The organism is Streptomyces sp. A 4/2 (genome assembly GCF_940670765.1).
Lineage (GTDB): Bacteria > Actinomycetota > Actinomycetes > Streptomycetales > Streptomycetaceae > Streptomyces.
This window is the reverse complement of the sequence record NZ_CALNVW010000037.1, coordinates 86,091-106,707: the sequence shown is the minus strand read 5'-3', so window position 1 is coordinate 106,707 and position 20,617 is coordinate 86,091. Positions and strand designations below refer to the sequence as shown.

Sequence of the window (20,617 nt, the reverse complement as noted above, 5' to 3'; positions counted from 1 at the left end):
CCCTGCACGGAACTCCCCTCCGTCTGCGAGACGTTTACCGCGTGTCACCTGTACCGTCGGGCACTTCAGCACCGCCCCTCGCACTCGCGGCCCGACGCACCAGGAGCTCCGCCGATGACCACCGCCCACACGCACCACAGCGAACGGCGGATCAGCCCCGTCTTCCTCGGCATCGTCGCCGTCATGGCGGCCACGGGCTGGGCCGTGTGGGCCGACTACGCGAAGGTTCCCGGGTTCGCCGTGTTCCTCTTCGTGACCTCCGCGTGGGTGGTCTCGCTCTGTCTGCACGAGTACGCGCACGCCCGCAGCGCCCTGCACAGCGGCGACATCTCGGTGGGCGCGAAGGGCTATCTCACCCTCAACCCGCTGAAGTACACGCACGCGGTGCTGTCCATCGTGCTGCCGCTGGTCTTCCTGATCCTGGGCGGCATCGGGCTGCCGGGTGGGGCGGTCTTCATCGAGCGGGGCCGGATCAGGGGACGCTGGCGGCACAGTCTGATCTCCGCCGCGGGCCCGCTGACGAACGTCCTGTTCGCGTTCGTCTGCACCGCCCCGTTCTGGCTGCACGCCCTGGACGGCGTCCCGCCGATGTTCCGCTACGCGCTGGGCTTCCTCGGGCTGCTCCAGTTCACCGCCGCGATCCTGAACTTCCTGCCCGTGCCGGGGCTCGACGGGTACGGCGTGATCGAGCCGTGGCTCTCGTACGGGATCCGCCGCCAGGTCGAGCCGTTCGGGCAGATCGGGCTGCTGGCGGTCTTCGCGCTGCTGTGGATCCCGTCGGTGAACCATGTGTTCTTCGACATGATCGACGCGATTCTGCGCGGTGTCGGGGTCAGCAACCAGGACTCTTACTGCGGTCAGCAGTTCTACCGGTTCTGGCTGGGCAAGCCGGACCCGTTCTTCTGCCCGACGGGGTCGTGAGGCCGCCGGGGTCGTGAAGCCGAAGGGGTCGTGAAGTCGCCGGGGTCGTGGCGCCGCCGCGTCCGGTCGGTTCGTCGGGCCGGCGTCGGGCCGACGTGCCCGGTCAGTCCGTGACGGGTGCGCCCGCGGCCTTGCCGACCCGGTCCTTGCGCAGGTAGTACCAGGCCATGTTCGACGAGAGCCCGGCCAGCAGGACCCAGACGATCCCGATGAAATTGCCCTGGACGAAGGACACCACGGCCGCGATCACGGCGAGGGCACAGACGACGAGGGCGTACACAGCGAGGCGGGGCATGGGGGTCGGCTCCTGTCCGGAAGGTCAGTATCTGCTCCCGCCCAGTGTCCCCCATGCCCCCTTCGCACTCACACGTCGGTCGGCCGCCGGTCACACATCGGTGATGCGCAGCCCCGCGTGTGCCTTGTAGCGGCGGTTGACGGAGATCAGGTTGGCCACCAGCGACTCGACCTGGTGGGCGTTGCGCAGCCGCCCGGCGAAGACCCCGCGCATCCCGGGAATCCGCCCGGCCAGGGCCTGCACGATCTCGACGTCGGCCCGCTCCTCACCCAGCACCATCACATCGGTGTCGATCTCGGCGGTCTCCGGGTCCAGGAGCAGCACGGCGGACAAGTGGTGGAAGGCGGCGGCCACCCGCGAGTCCGGCAGCAGGGCGGCGGCCTGCTCGGCGGCGCTGCCCTCCTCGGGCTTCAGGCCGTACGCACCCTTCTTGTCGAAGCCGAGCGGGTTCACGCAGTCGACGACGAGCTTGCCGCTCAGTTCCTCCCGCAGCGACTCCAGTGTCTTGGCGTGCCCGTCCCACGGCACGGCCACGATCACCACGTCGCTACGGCTCGCGCAGTCGGCGTTGGCGGCGCCCTCGACGCCGAGCCCGAGCTCGTCGGCGGCGGTCTGCGCCCGCTCGGCGGCCCTGGACCCGATGATCACCCGCTGGCCCGCCCTGGCCAGCCGGTAGGCGAGCCCACGGCCCTGGTCGCCGGTCCCGCCGAGGACCCCGACGACCAGGTCTGACACGTCGGGGAGATCCCAGGGGTCCTTGGCTGCGGGCTTCTGTGCACTGTCGGTAGAAGTCATGGGCTGACCCTAGCTTCAGGCCCGACAGGACCAACAGATCCACCTGCCCCATGGTTGTCCGCTCCGCTCCCGCACGCCACTGGCGCAGGCCCGTCCTTCACAGGTTGCGGTAGATGTCCCGGCGATTTCCGATCTTGATGACGAGAATGATCAGTTGCCCGTCATCGACGGTGTAGGCCACGCGAAAGTCACCCACCCGCAAACGGTAGATGCCGTGCTGGTCGGTGAGCTTCTTGATGTCGGCATCAGCGCGGTAGGGATCGTCACCGAGGCGCGTCAGCGCCGCGAGAATGCGCATGGCGCCGGGCTGGTCGATACCACGCAGATCACGCCTGGCCCGCTCGGTGAAACGGAAGGTGTACTTCACGCGGCACCCTCGGCGCTGCCGAAGATGTCGGCGAGCACCTCGGCCATTCCCACAGTCGGCTCACCGAGGTGCTGCACGGCCTCCCGCGCGAGCAACTGATCCGCGGCGTCTTCAAGGGCGCTGTACGCCTCGAACGGGACGACGGCCGCGACGGGCACCCCGGCCCGGCTGATCACGGTAGGAGTGCCCTCCTGGGCGGCATCAAGGATCCGGGCGAGCTGGGCACGGGCTTCACGAACGGAGACGGATTCATCCATGCGCCAAGTGTACGCGCTCGCGTGTACACACTCCAGAACGTGAGAAGCCCTGTCGAGCGCCGGCATCTGGGAGATCCCACCTCCCGGACGGGTGATTCACCGCCAACTCGCCTTCTCGGCGCAGCGGATGCGGCAGGATCCCGCCCCATGGATGCCGTACGCGTGGCGCTGCTGAGGGAAGTCCTGGCCGGGACGGAGTGGCCGCGGGCCACCCGGAGGTTCGCCGCCGCGCTGCGGTCGTCCGTCGTGCCGCACGGCGGCGGGCTGTTGCTCGTGGGGACCGAGCAGTACGAGCCGTGGCACCTGGCCGCACATCTCGTCGACGAGGCCGCCTGGTCGGGGCTGCCCGAGCTGGCCCCCACGCTCGTACGCCACCGGGTCGAGGCCGGGGAGCCCGCGCACCTCTCCGTCGGGCTGGGGCGGATCGAAGCGGCCGGGCGGGGGGAGACGCTGCTCGTGGTGGCCCCGCGGTCGCCCGGCGAGGCGCTGCTGGAGCGGGTGCACGGTGCGCGGCGGGCCGGGGCGACCGTGCTGTCGCTCGACGGCGGGGACACCGAGGTCCGTGGGCTCGCCCACGAGACGCTCGCGGTGACCGAGGAGGACGAGGTCGATCTGGACACCGTGCAGCACCTGGTCAGCGCGGCGGCCGGGGAGAACAGCCTGCCGGTGCAGCGCGGGACGTCGCGCTTCCGGGACCGGTTGTCGCGGCTGGCCGACCAGTTGACCGCGCCCCCGCCGAGCCGCTGGTAATCGGGTTGCGCCCGGGAACCGCCGGCCCGAGCATGACCTTTCGTGGCTCCACGCATGCGGCTCGGCGCGATACTCCCCGATCTCACCCCCTGGCGCTCCTCCCGGGAGTTCCGGCTGCTCTGGGTACAGGGTCTGATCACCTTCTTCGGCAGTTCCATGGCGATGATCGCGCTGCCGCTCCAGATCAAGGACCTGACCGGTTCCCCGGCCGCGGTGGGGGCGATGGGGGCGGTCGAACTGGTGCCGCTGGTGGTCTTCGGGCTGTACGGCGGGGCGCTCGCCGACGCCGTCGACCGGCGCAGGGTCATCCTCGGCACCGAGGCCGGGCTCGGGCTGCTCGCCGTGCTGCTGCTGGCCAACTCCCTGTTCGGGCGGCCGATGCTGTGGCCGCTGTACGTCGTCGCCGCCGGGGTGTCGGCGCTCGCCGGACTCCAGCGTCCGGCACTGGACTCCCTGATGGCGCGGATCGTCCCGCACGACCAGCTCACCGCCGCCGCCGCGCTGAACGCGCTGCGCTGGCAGACCGGTGCGATCGCGGGACCGGCGCTGGCGGGGGTGGTCGTCGCGTACGCCGGGTACCCCACCGCGTACTGCGTCACCGTGCTCGGTTTCGTCGTCTCGGTCGCGATGTGCACGCGGCTCTCCCCCGCCCCGCCGTCGCGCGACGCCGAAAAGCCCTCGCTGCGCGGCATCGCGGAGGGCGCGCGGTATGCGTGGAGCAGGCCGGTGCTGCTCGGGACGTACGCCGTCGACCTGGCCGCGATGTTCTTCGCCTACCCGAACACGATCTTCCCGTTCCTCGCCGACGACCTGCACGCCGAGTGGGCCCTGGGGCTGATGTACGCGGCGGGGTCAGTGGGGTCCGTCCTGCTGAGCCTGACCAGCGGCTGGACCTCGCGGGTGCGGCGGCACGGGCTCTTCGTGGTGTTCGGGGCTGCCGGATGGGGTGCGGCGATGGTGGCGGCGGGCTGGTTCGCGAACGTCTGGCTGGTGCTGCTCTGCCTCGCCTTCGCGGGCGCGGGCGACATGCTCAGCGGGCTCGGCCGCTCCACGATCTGGAACCAGACCATCCCGGAGGAGCTGCGCGGCAGGCTCGCGGGCATCGAGGTGCTCTCGTACAGCGTCGGACCCCAGCTCGGCCAGGTGAGGGCCGGCGCGCTGGCCGGGTGGACCGGGACCAGGACCGCGGTCTGGAGCGGCGGGCTCGCGTGCGTCGCCTCGGTGGGGCTGCTCGCAGCCGTGCTCCCGAAGCTGGTCACGTACGACGCGACGACGGACGAGGACGCGCAGCTGCGCCGCGCTCACAAGGAGGCGGCGACGGCTGCGGCGGTGGGCTGATCAGGTCTCTTCGTCGGTGGCTTCGCCCTTGTCGTGCCACTTGGGGTCGGTCTCCCACTCCAGGTTGCGCTCGGCCGCCGTCTCCATGGCGTGCGTCGCCTCCTCGCGGGTGGCGTACGGACCGAAGCGGTCCTTCGCCGGGCACTCCGGCCCCTCTTCGACCTTTTTGTGCTGGATGCAGTAGTACCACTCGCCCGGCTTCGCTGCCGCACGCTTCTTGAACAAAGCCATGGTCGGCTCCTCTCTCATACACTCGCTGGCATGTCTGGCCAGTCACTTCTCGTACCAGGGGAGCTCTCTCCCACCCGTTCCGTACCCGGAAACATCCGGCGTCCCGAGTACGTGGGCAAGCCCGCGCCGACGCCGTACACCGGACCGGAAGTCCAGAACGCCGACACCGTGGAGCGGATGCGCGTCGCGGGCCGTATCGCCGCCCGGGCGATGGCGGAGGCCGCCAAGCACATCGTGCCCGGTGTGACGACGGACGAACTCGACCGGGTCGCCCATGAGTTCATGTGCGACCACGGGGCCTATCCGTCGACGCTCGGCTACCGCGGGTTCAAGAAGTCGCTCTGCACCTCGGTCAACGAAGTCATCTGTCACGGGATTCCGGATTCCACCGTGCTGCGGGACGGCGACATCGTGAATCTGGACGTCACCGCGTACATCAACGGCGTGCACGGCGACAACAACGCCACCTACCTCTGCGGGGACGTCGACGAGGAGTCGCGGCTGCTGGTCGAGCGGACCCGGGAGTCCCTCGACCGCGCCGTCAAGGCGGTGAAGCCCGGCCGCCAGATCAACATCATCGGGCGGGTCATCGAGTCGTACGCGAAGCGCTTCGGCTACGGGGTCGTACGGGACTTCACCGGTCACGGCATCAGCACCTCCTTCCACTCCGGGCTGATCGTCCCGCACTACGACAGCCCGTACGCGAAGGAACTGATCAAGCCGGGAATGACCTTCACGATCGAGCCGATGCTCACGCTCGGGTCCCACGACTACGACATGTGGGACGACGGCTGGACCGTGGTCACCAAGGACCGGAAGCGGACCGCCCAGTTCGAGCACACGCTGGTGGTGACGGACACGGGGGCGGAGATCCTGACGCTCCCCTGACCGGACACCGGGGCCGCGCGCCGAGAGGTTGCGTACGGGCGGGTACTGGGTAGCGTTTTACCGACAGGTCGTCGGGAACGTATTGACTTAGGTAAGCCTAAGTCAGAGGATCTACTCAGGTTCCCCGCCCGCTCCGGCTCTCTGGAGGTCCGTCATGGACGCCTTCTCGACGCTCATCCGCACCGCCTCGCACGAGCAGCACGCCGAGGCCCAGTCCCCGACGTTCATGAGGGACCTGTTGAACGGCCGGCTCGGGGTGGAGGCGTACGCGCGCTACACCGAGCAGCTGTGGTTCGTGTACCGGGCCCTGGAGGAGGGCGCGGAGAAGCTCGCGTCGGACCAGGTCGCCGGGCCGTTCATCCAGCCGGAGCTGATGCGTACGGCCGAGCTGGAGCGGGATCTGGCGCATCTGCGCGGCGACGGCTGGCGTGCGGGTGCGACGCCGCTGCCCGCCACCGCGGCGTACGCGGAGCGGGTGGCGCACTGCGCGAACGCCTGGCCCGCCGGGTACGTGGCGCACCACTACACCCGCTACCTCGGCGACCTCTCCGGCGGCCAGATCATCCGCGACACGGCGGAGAAGACCTGGGGCTTCGCGCGCAAGGGCGACGGTGTGCGGTTCTACGTCTTCGAGGAGATCCCCAACCCCGCCGCCTTCAAGCGGGGTTACCGGGAACTGCTGGACGCGGTGGACGCGGACGATCTGGAGAAGCGCCGGATCGTGGACGAGTGCAAGCGGGCCTTCGCGCTGAACATCCAGGTCTTCCGGGAGCTGGGGCAGGAGTTCCCGATCAGCGCGTAGGGCCTGTCCGGTCGGTCTTGTCGGGTCGGCCCGGGGCGTCAGCGGTCGGCATTCCGCTCCTTGACCAGCCGCCGGATCCGTTCGACCACCTCGGCGTCGGAGGCGGCGCGGCGCCCGGCCCCGACCTCGGCGGGGGCCCGGCCCGCACCGGCCGCTCCGGGCCGGTCCTCGGTGAGGTCCGCGATCTGCGACACCGTACGGAAGTCGTACGCACGCTCCTCGTCGGCGCCCGGCACGTGCTCGTACGACTCGGGGGTGCTGAAGCCGATGGTCACGTCGATGGCCTTGGCGATCAGCCAGGTCGCGAGGAAGGAGAAGGTGGCGCAGGCCAGGATCGCGACGACCTGTTTGCCCAGCTGGTCCCACCCGCCGCCGTAGAACAGGCCCTTCCGGCCGCTGACCTGGGCGGTGGCGAAGAGGCCGACCATGAAGGTACCGGTGATGCCGCCCCAGCCGTGCACCCCGACCACGTCCAGGGTGTCGTCCACCCCGAAGCGGTACTTCAGGGTGATCGCGAAGGCACACACCACGCCGGCCACCAGCCCGGTCACCAGCGCGCCGACCGGTGAGATCTCACCGCAGGCCGGGGTGATGGCGACCATCCCGGCGACGGCGCCGGAACAGACACCGGTCATGGTCACCTGGCCGGCGCGCCACTTCTCCACCATCGGCCAGGTGATCAGCGCGCCCGCCGCGCCGAGCTGGGTGTTGATCAGGGCGGTCGCCGCCGCGCCCTGATCGGTGAGCGCCGAACCGGAGTTGAAGCCGAACCAGCCGAACCAGAGCAGTGCCAGGCCGAGCGCCACCAGCGGGACGTTGTTCGGCCTGAGCTCCAGCCTGCGGAAGTCCTTGCGGCCCCGGACCACCGTGGCCACCGCGAGACCGGCGAAGCCCGAGTTGATCTCGACGGGCAGCCCGCCCGCGAAGTCCAGTGCACCCAGGTGGTGCACCACCCAGCCCCGCGGGTCGAAGACCCAGTGCGCCAGTGGGGCGTAGACCACCAGCGTCCAGACGGCCGCGAACACCAGCCAGGCGGACATCCGGGCCCGGCCCGCGATCGAGCCGCTGATCAGGGCCACCGTGATGATGGCGAAGGCCATCTGGAAGGTGGCGAACACATAGGTGGGGATGTGACCGTGCAGGGTCTTGGGGCCGATGCCGTGCAGGAAGCCCTGCTGGGCGTCGCCGATCAGGCCGACGCCCCCGACGTCACCGGAGAAGGCCAGGCTGTAGCCCAACGCGAACCAGACCACGCTGACCACACACAGGCAGGCGAAGCTCATCTTGAGCATCACCAGGACATGTTTGGTGCGGACCATCCCCCCGTAGAAGAAGGCGAGCCCCGGGGTCATCAGCAGCACCATCGCCGTGCTGACGAGCAGCCAGGCGGTGTCGCCGGAATCGTAGCTGGGTGGCATGGTTCCTCACTCTGTCCGGTGTCCGCGCCCTGATCCGGCGCGGTGCGGGTCAGGAATGGCGCAGGTCGGGTGCGGGTGATCCGGTGAGCAGCCGGCGGGCGGCGTCCCAGGCCGCGTGCCGGGCGGCGGCCACGGCGGGCGCGTCGTCGCCCAGGATCCGGACCCAGGCTCCGCAGTCGTGCGGCAGCACGCTCACGCCGTGCAGCACGCCCCGGCCGTCGAGCGCGGTGTGCAGGGCATCGGCCACCACGGTCGCGGCGCACCGGCCGCTCACCACGAACAGCGAGCCCACACAGGCGTGTCCGGACAGCACGCCGGGACCGTTCACACCGTGCAGGTCGGGGCAGAACCGCATGGTGTCCAGGGCGAGGAGCCGCCCGTCGGGCCGCCGCACCTCCAGGTCGAGGCCGAGGACGTCGTAGACGTGGTGTTCACCGAGCGCGGGCCGTCCCGGGGTCACCGTCTCGCCGATCACCACGGTGGCGGTGGGGTCGGCGGTGATGACGGTGCGCTGGTAGAGCCGGGCGCCGCGGAACGGGATCAGCGGGTCCGGCAGGTACTCCAGGTACGCGTCGGGGCCCGCCCGGAGGTTGACCAGCCGGGTCGCGTAGTCGTGCTCCATCCGGTGGACCTCGGTCGCCGCCTGCGTGGTGAGGTGCGCCTCGGTCTCAGCGCCGCAGCAGACGTCGATGCGGTACCGGTCGGCCTGCACCATGCCGCCGCCGACGGACGTCATGGAGGTGAACGCCATCTTCGGCCGCAGCGGATCCACGTACAGCGGGTGCATGATCTGGAGCGGCGACTCCTCGTACCGGTGGACCAGTTCGGTCCGGCCCTGGAGCCGTTCGAAGCCCAGTTCCAGCAGGCCGATCCTTCCGGCCGAGCCTGCGGGGAGGGTGTCGGGAACGGATGCGTACCGGGCCACCTCCGCCGGGATCCGGCGCGGGGTGTGGTGCGCGGCGGAGAGGCGCGGCACCTGCCGGCCCGTCGCGGACCCCGGGCGGGTCCCGCCGGAGGTCTCGGGTTCCTGCGTGACCAGGGCCATCTCAGACCAGCACCTTGCGCCGTGACTCGATGAAGTCCAGTACGTCCGCCACGCCCTGCCCGGTCAGGCAGTCGGTGAGGATCACCGGCAGGCCGTCCCGGACCCGGATCGCGTCGCCCTCCATGACGGCGAGGTCGGTCCGCACGTACTGCGCGATGTCGATCTTGTTGATCACCAGCAGGTCGGAGGTGGTGATGCCGGGGCCGCGCTTGCGGGGCATCTTCTCGCCCTCGGCCGTGTCCAGTACGAACATGAACATGTCCACCAGCGCCGGACTGAACGTCAGCGTCAGATTGTCGCCGCCGCTCTCGAAGAGCAGCGTGTCCACGTCCGGGAAGCGTTCGAGCAGTTCGGCTCCCGCGGCCAGATTCATCGTCGGGTCGTCGCGCACCGCCGTGTGCGGGCAGGCACCCGTCTCGACGCCGACCACCCGCTCGGGGTCGAGCACCCCCTCCAGCGTGCGGCGGACATGGATCGCGTCCTCCTGCGTGTAGATGTCGTTGGTGACCACCGCCGGAGTGCGACCGCGCTCGACGAGCAGCGGCACGAGGGCCTCGATCAGCGCGGTCTTCCCCGAGCCGACCGGTCCCGCGATGCCCACCCTCAGCACCTTGTCGTCCATGGCGTTTCCTCTCCTCGGTCTGTGGATGCGCTGCTCTGCGGGTACGGGTTCCGTGGTTACGCTCTGTGGTTACGGGCTGTGTCGTTACGGGCTGTGTGCGCGGGTCCGCGCACACAGCGGTCAGTTGGCGAACAGGCGTGCGTCGGAACGCTCATGGCGCCCCGACAGCGCGTCGGTGGTGGGAATGCAGCCACCCAGGTCGGCGAGTTCACGGCGGACGGCCGCCGCCGTCACCTCCTCGACCACCGGGGCGGCCTCCCGCAGCAGTACCTGCGCCTTGCGGTGATCGGTGAGCCGCAGCCGCAGCGCCGCCCCGGCGAAGGCGGCACAGAAGGCGAACAGGTCCGTGGCCACCGCCTGTTGGCGGGGTACGCCCATACCGGCCTGGATCACCGCGGCGACCACGGCCTGGTTGCCGGGCGCCTCGCGGCGGGCCACCACGGCCGCGTACTCCTCGACGGCCTCGCTGGGAAACACCTGCCGGGCCAGGTCGAGCATCTGACGGCCGGTCCGGGTGGCCGCCACCCGGATCTCCCGGCTGAGCTTCGTGGCGTACAGCCGCTCGTCGACCTCGGCCACCTGCCCCCAGGACCGGTGCACCGCCGCGGTGTGCGCCAGGGCGAGCGCCGTGGCGTCGGACGGGCCGATGCCGTGGTGCAGCAGGTCGGACAACAGCGGGGCCAGACCCTCGGGGTCGACCATGCCCGCCTGGGCGAACCCCTCCAGCCCGTGCGAGAGCGTGTAGAAGCCGCTGGGGAACGCCGAGTCGGTGAGCTGGAGACTGACCAGGAGCGAACTCAGCAGGGTGTTCGGCGGCGCGCTGTCGAGTATCACCGGGGCCGTCATCGGACGAGGAAGAACAGCTGGTCGAGGGGCAGTCCGGCGTTGATCTCGACGGGATCGTCGCCGTACAGATATGTCGGCTGGCCTGCCATGGGTGCCTCGTTTCAGCAGCGGTGCGTCAGGGGGCTGGGGCGATCAGGGGTGAAGGACGGCGGTGTGCAAGGGCCGGTCCGTGACGTGCGGGTGTGGATGTGCGTGCTCGTGGTCGAGGGCATGGTTGTGGTCGTCGTGATCGTCGTCGTGGCTGTGTGTGTGGCCGTGGTGCTGGGCCGACCCGGCGGCGATCCCGTCGTCGTGGGCCGCGAGCTTCCGCAGCGCCGCGCCGGTCCTGGTGGCGAGTACGGCCTCGACCGCAGCCCTCCCGAGCAGTGGGCCACCGCACAACACCTCGGTCTGGTGCGGGAGTTCCGGCAGGTGCGACAGGTCGGGCGGTCCCGGTGGCCCCGGCTCCACGAAGGATGCGGGAAGCACCCGGACCCGGGCGGCGCCGAGCCTGCGGCAGCGGTCGATGCCCTCGGCGGGTGAGGGGTCGCCGCCCGCCAGGGCGACCTCGACCAGCCCGTGCCGCCCGTACTGGCGTACCAGCCGGGCGACCCGGAACAGTTCGGCGTCCGCGTGCGGGTCCGCCGCGGGCGCCACGATCAGCAGGGCCGGTTCGGCCTCGGCCGGCGCGCTGTGTCCGGCCGCCGCACGGAGCCAGCCGATCAGGTGTTCCGTCGAGCCGAAGGGCTCGGTGAGCGCGATCCGGCCCGGGTGTTCGGCGGCGGGCCGGCGCAGCGTGCGCGCGGTGTCCGCGACGAGTTCGGGGTCGCGGCCGAGGGTCATCGGGACCACGCAGACCGGCCCGGGACCGGCCCGCAGCGCGCGGCCCACTGCGGCCTGGAGTTCCCGCCCCGGTGCGACGGGAACAACGCCGCTGCCGGCCAGTACGCCGTCGAGGGCGCGGCCGAAGGCGGCCTCGTGGCCACAGACCGCGATGACGGTGGGGAGCGCGGTCACGGTCAGCCGCCGATCGGGGCGTGGCAGGAGACCAGGTCCGCGACGACGTGGACGAGCGGTTTGTCGATCTCACGGGGGGTCAGGTTCATGCGGGTTGTCCTCCTTGGGCAGGGCGCCCGGCTCGGGTGTCAGGCACGCCGCAACCGGGTCAGGCCGGGTACGGCGAGCAGCAGGAGCCAGGTGGTGAGGATGAACGGCCAGGTGAAGGTGTGGCCGCCGAACGGTTTGAAGAACGAGGTGAGGGAGGCCGTGAGGGCGCAGCTCAGCACGGCCCCGAACAGGGCGTAGCCGGTCTCCCAGGTGCCGTGCGCGAGGAAGGTGACGCCCAGCGCGATGGCGACGAGCACCGCGTTGTAGCCGTAGATGCCGTTGGCGATCACCGCTGCGGGGGCGCCGAACGCCCAGGCGACGACGATCCCGAGCACACTGCCCGCCACCGCGAACAGCCCCACGCGCACGCCCGCGAGGAAGAGTCCGGCGAGGATCAGCAGCCCGGAGTACCAGGTGTTGAGCAGGAAGATCTCGGCGACGTTGTTGAAGAAGGCGTGCCAGAGATCGTTCCAGGACAGCGCCCGGTCGCCGGTGGTGACGGTGGGCAGGGCCGCGGGGCTGCCCGTGTGCCAGAGCCGCGCGAAGGACGGCGCCCCGACGACCATGACGCCCGAGACGACGCAGAACGGAGCGGTCAGGCCGGTGAGCCCCCAGGTGGAGAACACGGTGGCCAGCGCGGCGGAGACCAGGGTGGCGGCTGCGGCGCCGAAGAGGGCCAGCAGCCAGGTCGAGAGGTGCATGCCGAGGAAGACCAGTACGGCGACTCCGGTGAGGCACCCGTTGAATCCGTGCAGCCCCTGGTGGATCGCGGTGCGGTCGGCGCCGAGCAGATAGGCGGTGACCGTGGCGACCACGGTACCGAACAGTCCGAAGACCCCGGCCTGCCAGCTGTACGCGAAGAGCCCGGCCAGGATGAGCGCCCCGGTCAGCAGGTTGGTCTGCAGGACCACTTGGGCGAACCCGCGCAGCCCGGTCTCGGCCAGAGCCTGCGGAAGCTCGTCACTCGGATGGCGACCGTGTATTTCGGTGGTAGGCACGGGAGTTGCCCCTGAACGGAGTCGGCTGCGGCAGCTGCCGCCCTTCCGACGCTACGAGAGCTCCGGGGATCCGCCACCGCAGGCGGCCCGATGGGGTGAGCACCCCCGGGCGGCCCGGGGCAGGTCAGCCGAACAGCGCCGTGGCGACGGCGGAGCCGAGAGCGGCTGCGCCGAGACCGGCCAGTACGGTGACGACGAGGTTCGTCACGGCCAGTGTCCGGGGGCGGCTCGCTGCCAGGGCGAGTGTCTCGTAGGAGAAGGTCGAGTAGGTACTCAGAGCGCCGCACAGGCCCGTACCGAGCAGCAGTTGGGTGTCGTGCGAGGCGTGGCCGGACAGTACGGCTCCGGTGACGACGCCCAGGACGAGCGCGGCGGCCATGTTCGCGGTGAAGGTGCCCCAGGGAAACACCCCGTGGTAGCGGGTGTGGACCCAGCGGTCGGTGAGGTAGCGCAGCATCGCGCCGACGCAGGCGCCGACGGCCACCAGCAGCCAGGTCACCGTTCTTCGCCGTCCGTGAGGTGGAAGACCACCTCCACCTCGTCGAGCACCGCCAGGCCCTTCGCGATCACGTCGTCGAGGCGGGGCAGAAAGGCGCGGATGCGGTCGGGTTCGTCGACGAGGATCACGGTCAGCGGCAGATCACCGCTCATCGAGAACAGCCGGGAGGTGTGGCGTACGCCGCTGGGCCCGAAGCCCTCCATGCCACGCAGTACGCTGCCGCCGGCCAGTCCCGCGGCCTGCGCCAGCCGCAGGATCTCCGCGTGCAGCGGACGGCTGTGCCAGGTGGCGCTCTCCGCGACGAAGACGGTCAGCCGCAGGGCGCTCTTGGTCCGGATCATGGGTGCCTCCTGATCATCGGTGCCGGCCTGGTCATCGGTGCCGTCCGGTCAGGGCTCGACGGGTGAGTCCGGTGGCCACCTGGACCGCCGCCATCGCGGCCACCGGGGTCACCAGGCCGTAGACCAGGCCGGTCACGACGTGGCCGTCGGTGAGCAGCAGGTGGATGCCCACCTCGTAGGTGGAGAAGGTGGTGAATCCGCCGAGGATGCCGGTGCCGATGAAGGGACCGGCCAGCCGGTGCACCCGGCGCAACTCGCTGACGACCACCTTCAGTACGCCCATCAGCGCGCAGCCGACCACGTTGATGACGAGCGTGGTGGTGGGGAAGGTACCGGCGGTGTGCGGCCAGACCAGATTCGCGCCGTGCCGGAGGAAGGCACCCAGCACACCGCCGAGACCGACGGACAGGAGGACGTCCCGGGGGCCGAGGGCGTGCCTGAGGTCCGCCGGGGCCGTGCTCCGGGTGCGGCCGGCCGCCCCGGGGGTGGACGCTGCCGCACCGGTGGGAGGAGCCATCGTGTTCCGATCGTGGTCAGGGGGCCGTGGCCGCCCGCACGTGCCGCGGCCGTGGGCCGCGGGTCTCCTCTCGGAACCTAGACGCTGGTACGGAGGCCGGCCACCGGTGCGGGTGCGGCCCGCCCGCACCGTGCCCGCCCGCACCGCGCCGGAGGGCCGGTCGTGTCAGACGTTCGTGCGGCGCCTGCGGGCCACGGTCACCAGGGCCGCGCCGATCGCGGCGACCGCACCCGACGCACCGAGGAGGGCGCCGGCCGGGACGTCCGAGCCGGTGGAGGCGAGTGCGCCGGTGTCCGTTCCGCCGACGGAACCGCCCGCCGGGCCACCCACCGAGCCGCCGCCCGTGGTGGACCCGGAGCCCGAGCCGCCGGTGGTGCCTCCCGTGGTGCCGGTACCTCCCGTGGTGGAGCCGCCGGGGAGCCGCGCGTCGTCGCTCAGGGCGAGCGCCACCGTCACCGGGTCGATGGCGTCACCCGCCTTGTAGAGGGAGCCCGTGGTGTCGTTGGCGAACTGGGCCGCGCCGTCCGCCGTGAAGACTGCCGGGACGCTCTTCAGCTGGACCACGTCGTTCTTGGCCGTGTAGTCGGCCCCGGACAGGTCGAGCGAGGCGAAGTCGACGTCCTCGTCGGTGCCCTTGGGCGTGGTGACGTCCGCGCGCAGGGTGCCCTTGGCGCCCTTGGCGACGAGGTGGATGTCCGAGAGTGCGATGTCGAGTCCGTGCGCGGCGTAGTGGAACCGCACGCTGCCGTCGAAGGCGGCTTTCAGCGTCTGCTGCCCGCTGTTCAGGTCGGCCTGCGCGAGCGGGAAGTCGAATCCGTCCGCGTTCTTCTTCGCACCGGCGGCCGTGCTGATCTCGCCGCCGCTGAGGATGTACGTACGGAAGGACGCCTTGACGCCCCAGGAGAGCGTGCCGTCGGAGACCTGGCCGGTCGTCCCGGCCGGCTTGGTGGAGCTCTCGGCGGGAGTGGGCTGCCCGGTCGGCGGGTCGGTGGGCCTGCCGGTCGGGCCGTCCGTCGGGCCGGTGGACGGGGCGGTGCTGGGGTCGGTGCTCGGCTGGGCGGTGGGCTCCGTGGGCGCCCCGAACTCCAGGCGCACCGTGACGGGATCGCCCTCCGCCCCGGCGTACGACGCCGAGCCCAGCACGTCCCCCGCCTCCTCGGTGAGGGTCGCGGGCAGGTCCTCCATCGAGGCGCCGGTCGCCTTCACGTCGGCGAGCGGCACGTCCTGCTCGGTCGCGCCGTCCTTGGTGACGTCGGCGGTGATCCGCTGGGCGCCGCTGTCGAACCGCAGGTCGGACAGGGTCACTTCGAAGCCGTGGCCCTTGGGCGGCGCGGGCGAGAAGAAGGTGACGCTGCCGTCGAACGCGGCCTTGACCGTGTGTGCCCCGGGGTCGTACGCACCCTGCGCGCCGCCGAACTCGAAGCTTCCGTCGTCGTTGCGTACGGCGCCGTCCGCGGTTCTGATCTCCCCTGCGGCCCAACTGGTGACGTAATTGCGGTAGGAAGCCTTGATGCCCCAGTCCAGCGTGCCCCCGGTGATCTTCAGCGGCTCCTTGGGCGGGCCGTCCGCGGCGAGCGCGGGCAGGGCGAAGGCGGTCGCGCCCAGTGCGGTCACGGTGGCGACGGCGGCTGCGACGGATATCTGACGGCGACGGGTAACGGCCATGATCGGGTGTCTCCTTGACAAGGGGGTGAGGTACAGGTGGGTGGGTGGGGACGATCAGTGCTGCCGGGCGGCGCGACGCCGGAGGGCCACGAAGACGCCGAGTGCGGCCACGCCGAGGACGCCCGCGCCGATGCCGACGTAGGTCCCGGTGCGGCTGTCCGTGGAGGCCGCGGTGGGCGCGGGGGCCGCCGCCCCGGTCCGCGGTGCGGGCGTGGGGGCGGCGCCCGGTTCGCTGCCCAGGTCCGGGAGGGCGGGCAGCTCGGCCTTCTTGTCGATGGCCACGGCCAGCGAGACCGGGTCCATGTCGGTGCCCGCCCGGTACATCGAGCCGAAGAGTTCCGCGCCGCCCCCGGTGAGTTTCGCGGGCGCCTCGTCGAGGGCGATCAGGCCGTCCTTCACGGTGAGTTGCTTCGCTTCGAAGGTGACCACGGGCCTACCCGCGGAGAGGAGCGTGCCCTTGCCGTCCTCGATCCTGACGGCCAACGCGGTGAGTTCCACGTCCAGTCGGTCCCCGGTGAAGCGGACCGTGCCGGCGAAGTGCGCGTCGAGCGTCCTCTTCTTCTCGTCGTAGGTGCCCTTGCCCTGGGGGAAGCGGAAGAGCGCGCCGCCGTCCTGGGCCCCTCCGGACAGGGTCCACCTGCCCTTGGCGATGTCCCCGGTGACGTACTCACGGAAGGTGCGGCGTACGCCCCAGTCCACGGCGGCATCCCGGATGGGACCCGCCACGCTGTCCCTCTCCGCGTCGGTCTTCTTCCCGCCCGGCTTCTCCGCTGCCGGTTTCTCCGTGGCCTTCTCCTGCTGCTGCGCGGGCCGGATCACATCGGCCGAGAGGCTGACCGGGTCGAGCGCCGTACCGGCCGTGTAGTACCCGGCGAAGGCCGTGGCGCCCTGTGACGTGAGCGTCGCGGGGACGGAGTTGAGGGCGACGGGGCTGCCGCCGCCCCTCATGTCGATGCCGGAGAGGCCGAGTGCGGCGAGCGGGACCTGGGTCGATGTGGTGACCCGTCCGGTGCTCCTGGACTTGCTGACCATGTCGGCGAAGAGCGTGCCCCGGCCTCCGGAGATCCGGACGGTGGGCCTGCTGATGGTGAGGTCGAGTTCATGGCTGCCGTCCGCCTTCCGGTGACCGGTGAAACGGACACCGCCGGAGAACCCGGCGCTGAAGCTGCCGCTGTCCGGGTCGTACGAACCGGTCGCCGAATGGAAGCGGAACTGGCTGCCTCCGACCGTGGCGGCCCCGCCCAGCAGCCCCCAACTCCCCTTGGCCACCGGGCCGGTGACGTAGCTCTGGAAGGACGACTTGATCCCCCAGTCGAGCCGGCCGCCCTGCACCGTACGGCTCGCCGCCTGAGCGGTGTACGCCGGGAGCAGTGCTCCCAGCAGGCCCGCGAGCAGTACGACGACGAGCGCGCGGACGGGTCTGAACGACAGCATGGAATCCCCCCGGAGGGCCGGTGACTAAGGTAAGGCTAACCTAAGCTATCCCTGATCCGGTCCGGAACCCCTCCGCCCCGGCACGCTCAACCGAACGACAAGGACGGTGCCTTCGGTGCGCACACCCCGGCTGGCCGGTGCCCTTCTCTCCGCGCTCGCCCTCGCGCTGGCAGCGACCGGCTGCGGCACGGACCCCGCGTCCGGCGGGAGGACCGCGGGAAGCGGAGCCGCCGGGCCCGCGACCGGCGCCCCGGCCGACCGGGTCGAACCACTGGCCGCCACGCCACGACCCCGGCTGCCCGTGTCCGTGGGCTCCGCCGACGGCAAGCGGGTGACGGTCACTTCGGCCGACCGCGTCGTTCCGCTGACCGGCGGTCTCAGCGAGATCGTCTTCACGCTCGGCCTCGGCAAGCACGTCGTCGCCCGCGACATCACCACCACCTTCGAGCAGGCGGCGAAGCTGCCCGTGGTCACCCGCGCGCACGACGTCTCGGCAGAGAGCGTGCTCTCACTGAAGCCGACCCTGGTCCTGGCGGACACCACGACCGGACCCGCCGAGGCCATCGGCCAGCTACGGGACGCGGGCATCCCGCTCGTCGTCATCGACCCGGCGAAGGGCCTGGACGACGTCGACCGCCGTATCGACGCGGTGGCCTCGGCGCTCGGCGTACCGGACGCGGGGACCGCGCTGAAGCAGCGCACCGACGACCGGCTCGCCGCCGTACGGAAGTCCGTCCCCGCGCCGGAGGACGGGCGGAAGGACGGGCGCAAGGACGGGCAGAGGCCTCGGGTCGCCTTCCTCTATCTACGCGGAACGGCCTCCGTCTACCTGCTCGGCGGCCGTGATTCCGGGGCGAGTTCGCTCCTGGAGGCAGCCGGCGCGATCGACGCGGGCAAGGCTTCGGGGCTGACGAAGGACTTCACCGCGATCACCAGCGAGGCGCTGGCCAAAGCCGCGCCGGACGTGATCCTGGTGATGACCAAGGGGCTCGAATCGGTCGGCGGGACCGACGGCCTGGTGAAGATCCCCGGCGTCGCCGAGACCCCGGCCGGAATGGACCGCCGGGTCGTCTCGATCGACGACGGGGTGCTGCTGAACTACGGCCCGCGCACCGATCAGGTACTGGCGTCCCTGGTCCGGCAGTTGTACGCGGACGGGAAGTGAATCCGATGCCCCAGTCACCTCCGGACACCTCAGCAACTCCCGTACGCACCGGAGGCGTTGCGGACCCGGCCGCACCGCCGCCCGCCGGAGCGCCACCTTCCGGAGAACCGCCTTCCGGAGAGTCGCCTTCCGGAGAGTCGGCGGTACGACGCCGTCCGTCCTCCGCGGTCCTCCTCACCGCCGCCCTGCTCGCCGTGCTCCTGCTGCTGTGCCTGGTGTCGGCCGGTGTCGGCGCGTACCACATCCCGCTCGGGGACGTCCTCGCCTCGGCGCGGCACCGGGCCGGGATCGGCGGCGCCCCGCTGGACCGGGTCGGGGAGAGCGTCCTGTGGAACGTACGGCTGCCCCGGGTGGTCCTCGCGCTGCTCGTCGGCGGGTCGCTCGGCTGCGCGGGGGCGCTGATGCAGGGCGTGTTCGGCAATCCGCTCGCCGAACCGGGTGTCATCGGCATCTCGTCGGGCGCGGCCGTCGGCGCGGTCGGGTCCCTCGCGCTCGGGCTGAGCTTCTTCGGCAACTGGACGGTGACGGTCTGCGCGTTCGCCGCCGGGCTGGTGACCGTACTGCTCGTGTACGCGCTCTCCCGTTCGGGCGGGCGGACCGAGGTCGTCACGCTGATCCTCACCGGGATCGCGGTGAACGCCTTCGCCGGGGCCCTGATCGGGCTCTTCCTCTTCTTCGCGGACAACGCCCAGGTCACCCAGATCACCTTCTGGCAGCTGGGTTCGCTCTCCCAGGCGACCTGGCCGAAGGTGCTGGCCGTCCTGCCGTGCGCGCTGCTCGGCCTCACGGTCGCGCCGTTCCATGCCCGGAAGCTGGACCTGCTGGCCCTGGGTGAACGGCCCGCCCGCCACCTCGGGGTGGACGTCGAGCGGCTGCGGATCGTACTGGTGCTGATCGTGGCGCTGCTCACGGCAGCCGCGGTGGCGGTGGCGGGGATCATCACGTTCGTCGGCCTGCTGGTCCCGCACCTGCTGCGGATGGCGAACGGTCCCGGGCACAGATTCCTGGTTCCGGGCAGTGCGGTGGGCGGGGCGGTGATCCTGGTGGCGGGTGATCTCGCGGCCCGTACGGTGGCCGCGCCCGCGGAGTTGCCGCTCGGTGTGCTGACCGCGCTGTTCGGAAGCCCGTTCTTCTTCTGGCTGCTGCGGAGGACGCGGCGGCGGCAGGGCGGGTGGGCGTGACGGGGGGCGGGGGTGCGCCTGCGGCGGGCTGTTCCCCGCCCCGCCCCTTCCCGAACCCGGGGCTCCGCCCGGGACCCCGCTCCTCGATCGCCGGAGGGGCTTGAAACAAGAAAGCAGGCGTCACCGGACGGCTGGAAAACCTGCGTCACCAGGCGGGCCTGAAGTCCCGAAGCCCGCCAGGGACTTGGTCTTCGAGCCCCGATACAACAGACAGGCGAGGCAACCGAAATGCTCACCCACCTCTTCCGCCCCCGCCCCCGCGGACTCCCCGGGCCCGTCCCGCCCGGAACCCCCTTCGCCGAGGCCGACCGGCTCCATCTGGAGCTCGGCGGGCGGCGGGTCCTCACCGGTATCGACCTCACCGTCCGATCCGGCGAACTCCTTGCCCTCGTCGGGCCCAACGGGGCGGGAAAATCCACCCTGCTGGCCGCCCTCGCAGCTGATCTCCCGGCTACCCGAGGGGAGGTACGGATCGACGGGCGACCGGTCGGCAGTTGGCCCGCCGCCGAACTCGCCCTGCGGCGCGCCGTACTGCCCCAGTCCGCGGCCCTCTCCTTCCCGTTCCCGGTCGAGGAGGTCGTACGGATGGGCCGCGCCCCCTGGGCGGGAACGGACCGCGAGGACGACGACGAGCGGATCGTCGCCGAGGCCATGGCCGCCACCGAAGTGGCCGGATTCGCCACGCGGCCCTTCCCCGCGCTCTCCGGCGGCGAACGCGCCCGGGTCGCCCTCGCCAGAGTGCTCGCACAGCAGGCCCCGCTCCTGCTGCTCGACGAACCGACCGCCGCACTCGACCTGCGGCACCAGGAACTCGTCCTGCGGGTCTGCCGCGAACGGGCCGCCGCCGGGTGCGCGGTCGTCGTCGTACTGCACGATCTCGGGCTGGCAGCTGCGTACGCGGACCGGGGCGCCGTCCTGCACGACGGGCGGATCGCCGTCGAGGGGCCGCCCGCGGAGGTGTTCACCGGGGAGTTGCTGAGCCGGGTGTACCGGCAGCCCGTCGAGGTGCTGGCACATCCCCGGACCGGGGCGCCACTGGTGATTCCGGAACGGCCGCCGCTGACCACGGCTTGAGCGGGAGCCGAGGCGGGTGTGATGCGATCGAGGCCGAGTCCAGGACCGGGTCCACGGCCAGATCCGGACCGGTCCGTGGCCG

The 20,617-nt window shown here is 71.4% G+C and carries 24 protein-coding genes; 8 read left to right on the top strand and 16 right to left on the bottom strand.

The genetic code is table 11. The features are described 5' to 3' along the window. Positions 1-114 precede the first annotated feature (114 nt). Entirely contained in the window at positions 115-921 is an 807-nt protein-coding gene (locus tag NBY69_RS27455) for a site-2 protease family protein (RefSeq protein WP_250304432.1), read from the top strand. 103 nt (positions 922-1,024) lie between these two features. Here NBY69_RS27455 and NBY69_RS27450 read toward each other — a convergent pair whose 3' ends face one another. From NBY69_RS27450 to NBY69_RS27435, 4 genes are all read right to left on the bottom strand, one after another. After that, positions 1,025-1,216, bottom strand: a complete 192-nt coding sequence (locus tag NBY69_RS27450; RefSeq protein ID WP_250304430.1) for a hypothetical protein — start codon at positions 1,214-1,216, stop codon at positions 1,025-1,027. A gap of 90 nt (positions 1,217-1,306) precedes the next feature. Then, positions 1,307-2,011 (bottom strand): NADPH-dependent F420 reductase, encoded by a 705-nt coding sequence (gene npdG, locus NBY69_RS27445; protein ID WP_250304428.1) that lies wholly within the window; start codon positions 2,009-2,011, stop codon positions 1,307-1,309. 97 nt (positions 2,012-2,108) lie between these two features. Further along, a complete protein-coding gene (locus NBY69_RS27440; protein WP_250304426.1) occupies positions 2,109-2,378 on the bottom strand; it encodes a type II toxin-antitoxin system RelE/ParE family toxin in 270 nt (89 codons plus the stop codon). Further along, on the bottom strand, positions 2,375-2,635 hold the full coding sequence (locus tag NBY69_RS27435) for a type II toxin-antitoxin system Phd/YefM family antitoxin (protein ID WP_250304424.1): 261 nt from the start codon (positions 2,633-2,635) through the stop codon (positions 2,375-2,377). Before NBY69_RS27435 ends, NBY69_RS27440 begins: the two co-directional genes overlap by 4 nt. A 147-nt stretch (positions 2,636-2,782) precedes the next feature. Between NBY69_RS27435 and NBY69_RS27430 the strand changes: the two genes are divergently transcribed. Then, complete coding sequence (locus NBY69_RS27430; RefSeq protein WP_250304423.1) at positions 2,783-3,385, top strand: hypothetical protein; 603 nt, start codon at positions 2,783-2,785, stop codon at positions 3,383-3,385. A 54-nt stretch (positions 3,386-3,439) separates the two neighbouring features. Beyond that, positions 3,440-4,723 (top strand): MFS transporter, encoded by a 1,284-nt coding sequence (locus NBY69_RS27425; RefSeq protein ID WP_250304633.1) that lies wholly within the window; start codon positions 3,440-3,442, stop codon positions 4,721-4,723. Here NBY69_RS27425 and NBY69_RS27420 read toward each other — a convergent pair whose 3' ends face one another. After that, a complete protein-coding gene (locus NBY69_RS27420) occupies positions 4,724-4,954 on the bottom strand; it encodes a hypothetical protein (protein WP_250304420.1) in 231 nt (76 codons plus the stop codon). 30 nt (positions 4,955-4,984) lie between these two features. Here NBY69_RS27420 and map point away from each other — a divergent pair, with 30 nt between their 5' ends. Together map and NBY69_RS27410 are read left to right on the top strand one after the other, a co-directional pair. Further along, the gene (gene map, locus NBY69_RS27415) at positions 4,985-5,842 is read left to right on the top strand and encodes a type I methionyl aminopeptidase (RefSeq protein ID WP_250304418.1); all 858 of its coding nucleotides are present in this window, start codon (positions 4,985-4,987) and stop codon (positions 5,840-5,842) included. A 154-nt stretch (positions 5,843-5,996) separates the two neighbouring features. After that, a complete protein-coding gene (locus NBY69_RS27410; protein ID WP_250304416.1) occupies positions 5,997-6,644 on the top strand; it encodes a heme oxygenase (biliverdin-producing) in 648 nt (215 codons plus the stop codon). A gap of 38 nt (positions 6,645-6,682) precedes the next feature. Here NBY69_RS27410 and NBY69_RS27405 read toward each other — a convergent pair whose 3' ends face one another. The 11 genes from NBY69_RS27405 to NBY69_RS27355 form a co-directional block, all read right to left on the bottom strand. Continuing rightward, entirely contained in the window at positions 6,683-8,062 is a 1,380-nt protein-coding gene (locus tag NBY69_RS27405; RefSeq protein WP_250304415.1) for an ammonium transporter, read from the bottom strand. Positions 8,063-8,111: 49 nt separating this feature from the next. After that, on the bottom strand, positions 8,112-9,107 hold the full coding sequence (locus NBY69_RS27400; protein WP_250304413.1) for an urease accessory protein UreD: 996 nt from the start codon (positions 9,105-9,107) through the stop codon (positions 8,112-8,114). Position 9,108: 1 nt separating this feature from the next. Then, positions 9,109-9,729 (bottom strand): urease accessory protein UreG, encoded by a 621-nt coding sequence (gene ureG, locus NBY69_RS27395; protein ID WP_250304411.1) that lies wholly within the window; start codon positions 9,727-9,729, stop codon positions 9,109-9,111. 120 nt (positions 9,730-9,849) lie between these two features. After that, positions 9,850-10,575: an urease accessory protein UreF gene (locus tag NBY69_RS27390; RefSeq protein WP_250304409.1), complete on the bottom strand. Its 726-nt coding sequence runs from the start codon at positions 10,573-10,575 to the stop codon at positions 9,850-9,852. A 132-nt stretch (positions 10,576-10,707) separates the two neighbouring features. Further along, on the bottom strand, positions 10,708-11,571 hold the full coding sequence (locus tag NBY69_RS27385; protein WP_250304407.1) for a sirohydrochlorin chelatase: 864 nt from the start codon (positions 11,569-11,571) through the stop codon (positions 10,708-10,710). Between the two features lie 128 nt (positions 11,572-11,699). Further along, positions 11,700-12,659: an urea transporter gene (locus tag NBY69_RS27380; RefSeq protein WP_374211348.1), complete on the bottom strand. Its 960-nt coding sequence runs from the start codon at positions 12,657-12,659 to the stop codon at positions 11,700-11,702. A gap of 124 nt (positions 12,660-12,783) precedes the next feature. Then, the gene (gene crcB, locus NBY69_RS27375) at positions 12,784-13,158 is read right to left on the bottom strand and encodes a fluoride efflux transporter CrcB (RefSeq protein ID WP_250304406.1); all 375 of its coding nucleotides are present in this window, start codon (positions 13,156-13,158) and stop codon (positions 12,784-12,786) included. After that, positions 13,155-13,499 (bottom strand): DUF190 domain-containing protein, encoded by a 345-nt coding sequence (locus tag NBY69_RS27370; RefSeq protein ID WP_250304404.1) that lies wholly within the window; start codon positions 13,497-13,499, stop codon positions 13,155-13,157. Before NBY69_RS27370 ends, crcB begins: the two co-directional genes overlap by 4 nt. A gap of 31 nt (positions 13,500-13,530) precedes the next feature. Then, complete coding sequence (locus NBY69_RS27365) at positions 13,531-14,016, bottom strand: CrcB family protein (protein ID WP_250304402.1); 486 nt, start codon at positions 14,014-14,016, stop codon at positions 13,531-13,533. A gap of 165 nt (positions 14,017-14,181) precedes the next feature. Then, positions 14,182-15,681: an HtaA domain-containing protein gene (locus NBY69_RS27360; RefSeq protein ID WP_250304400.1), complete on the bottom strand. Its 1,500-nt coding sequence runs from the start codon at positions 15,679-15,681 to the stop codon at positions 14,182-14,184. Between the two features lie 54 nt (positions 15,682-15,735). Then, positions 15,736-17,115, bottom strand: coding sequence for an HtaA domain-containing protein (locus tag NBY69_RS27355; protein ID WP_250304398.1), 1,380 nt, complete (start codon positions 17,113-17,115; stop codon positions 15,736-15,738). Between the two features lie 106 nt (positions 17,116-17,221). Here NBY69_RS27355 and NBY69_RS27350 point away from each other — a divergent pair, with 106 nt between their 5' ends. From NBY69_RS27350 to NBY69_RS27340, 3 genes are all read left to right on the top strand, one after another. Beyond that, positions 17,222-18,280 (top strand): hemin ABC transporter substrate-binding protein, encoded by a 1,059-nt coding sequence (locus NBY69_RS27350; RefSeq protein WP_374211347.1) that lies wholly within the window; start codon positions 17,222-17,224, stop codon positions 18,278-18,280. A gap of 5 nt (positions 18,281-18,285) precedes the next feature. Next, positions 18,286-19,461 (top strand): iron ABC transporter permease, encoded by a 1,176-nt coding sequence (locus NBY69_RS27345; RefSeq protein ID WP_250304394.1) that lies wholly within the window; start codon positions 18,286-18,288, stop codon positions 19,459-19,461. A 228-nt stretch (positions 19,462-19,689) separates the two neighbouring features. Beyond that, on the top strand, positions 19,690-20,535 hold the full coding sequence (locus tag NBY69_RS27340) for a heme ABC transporter ATP-binding protein (protein WP_250304392.1): 846 nt from the start codon (positions 19,690-19,692) through the stop codon (positions 20,533-20,535). The last annotated feature ends 82 nt before the right edge of the window (positions 20,536-20,617 follow it).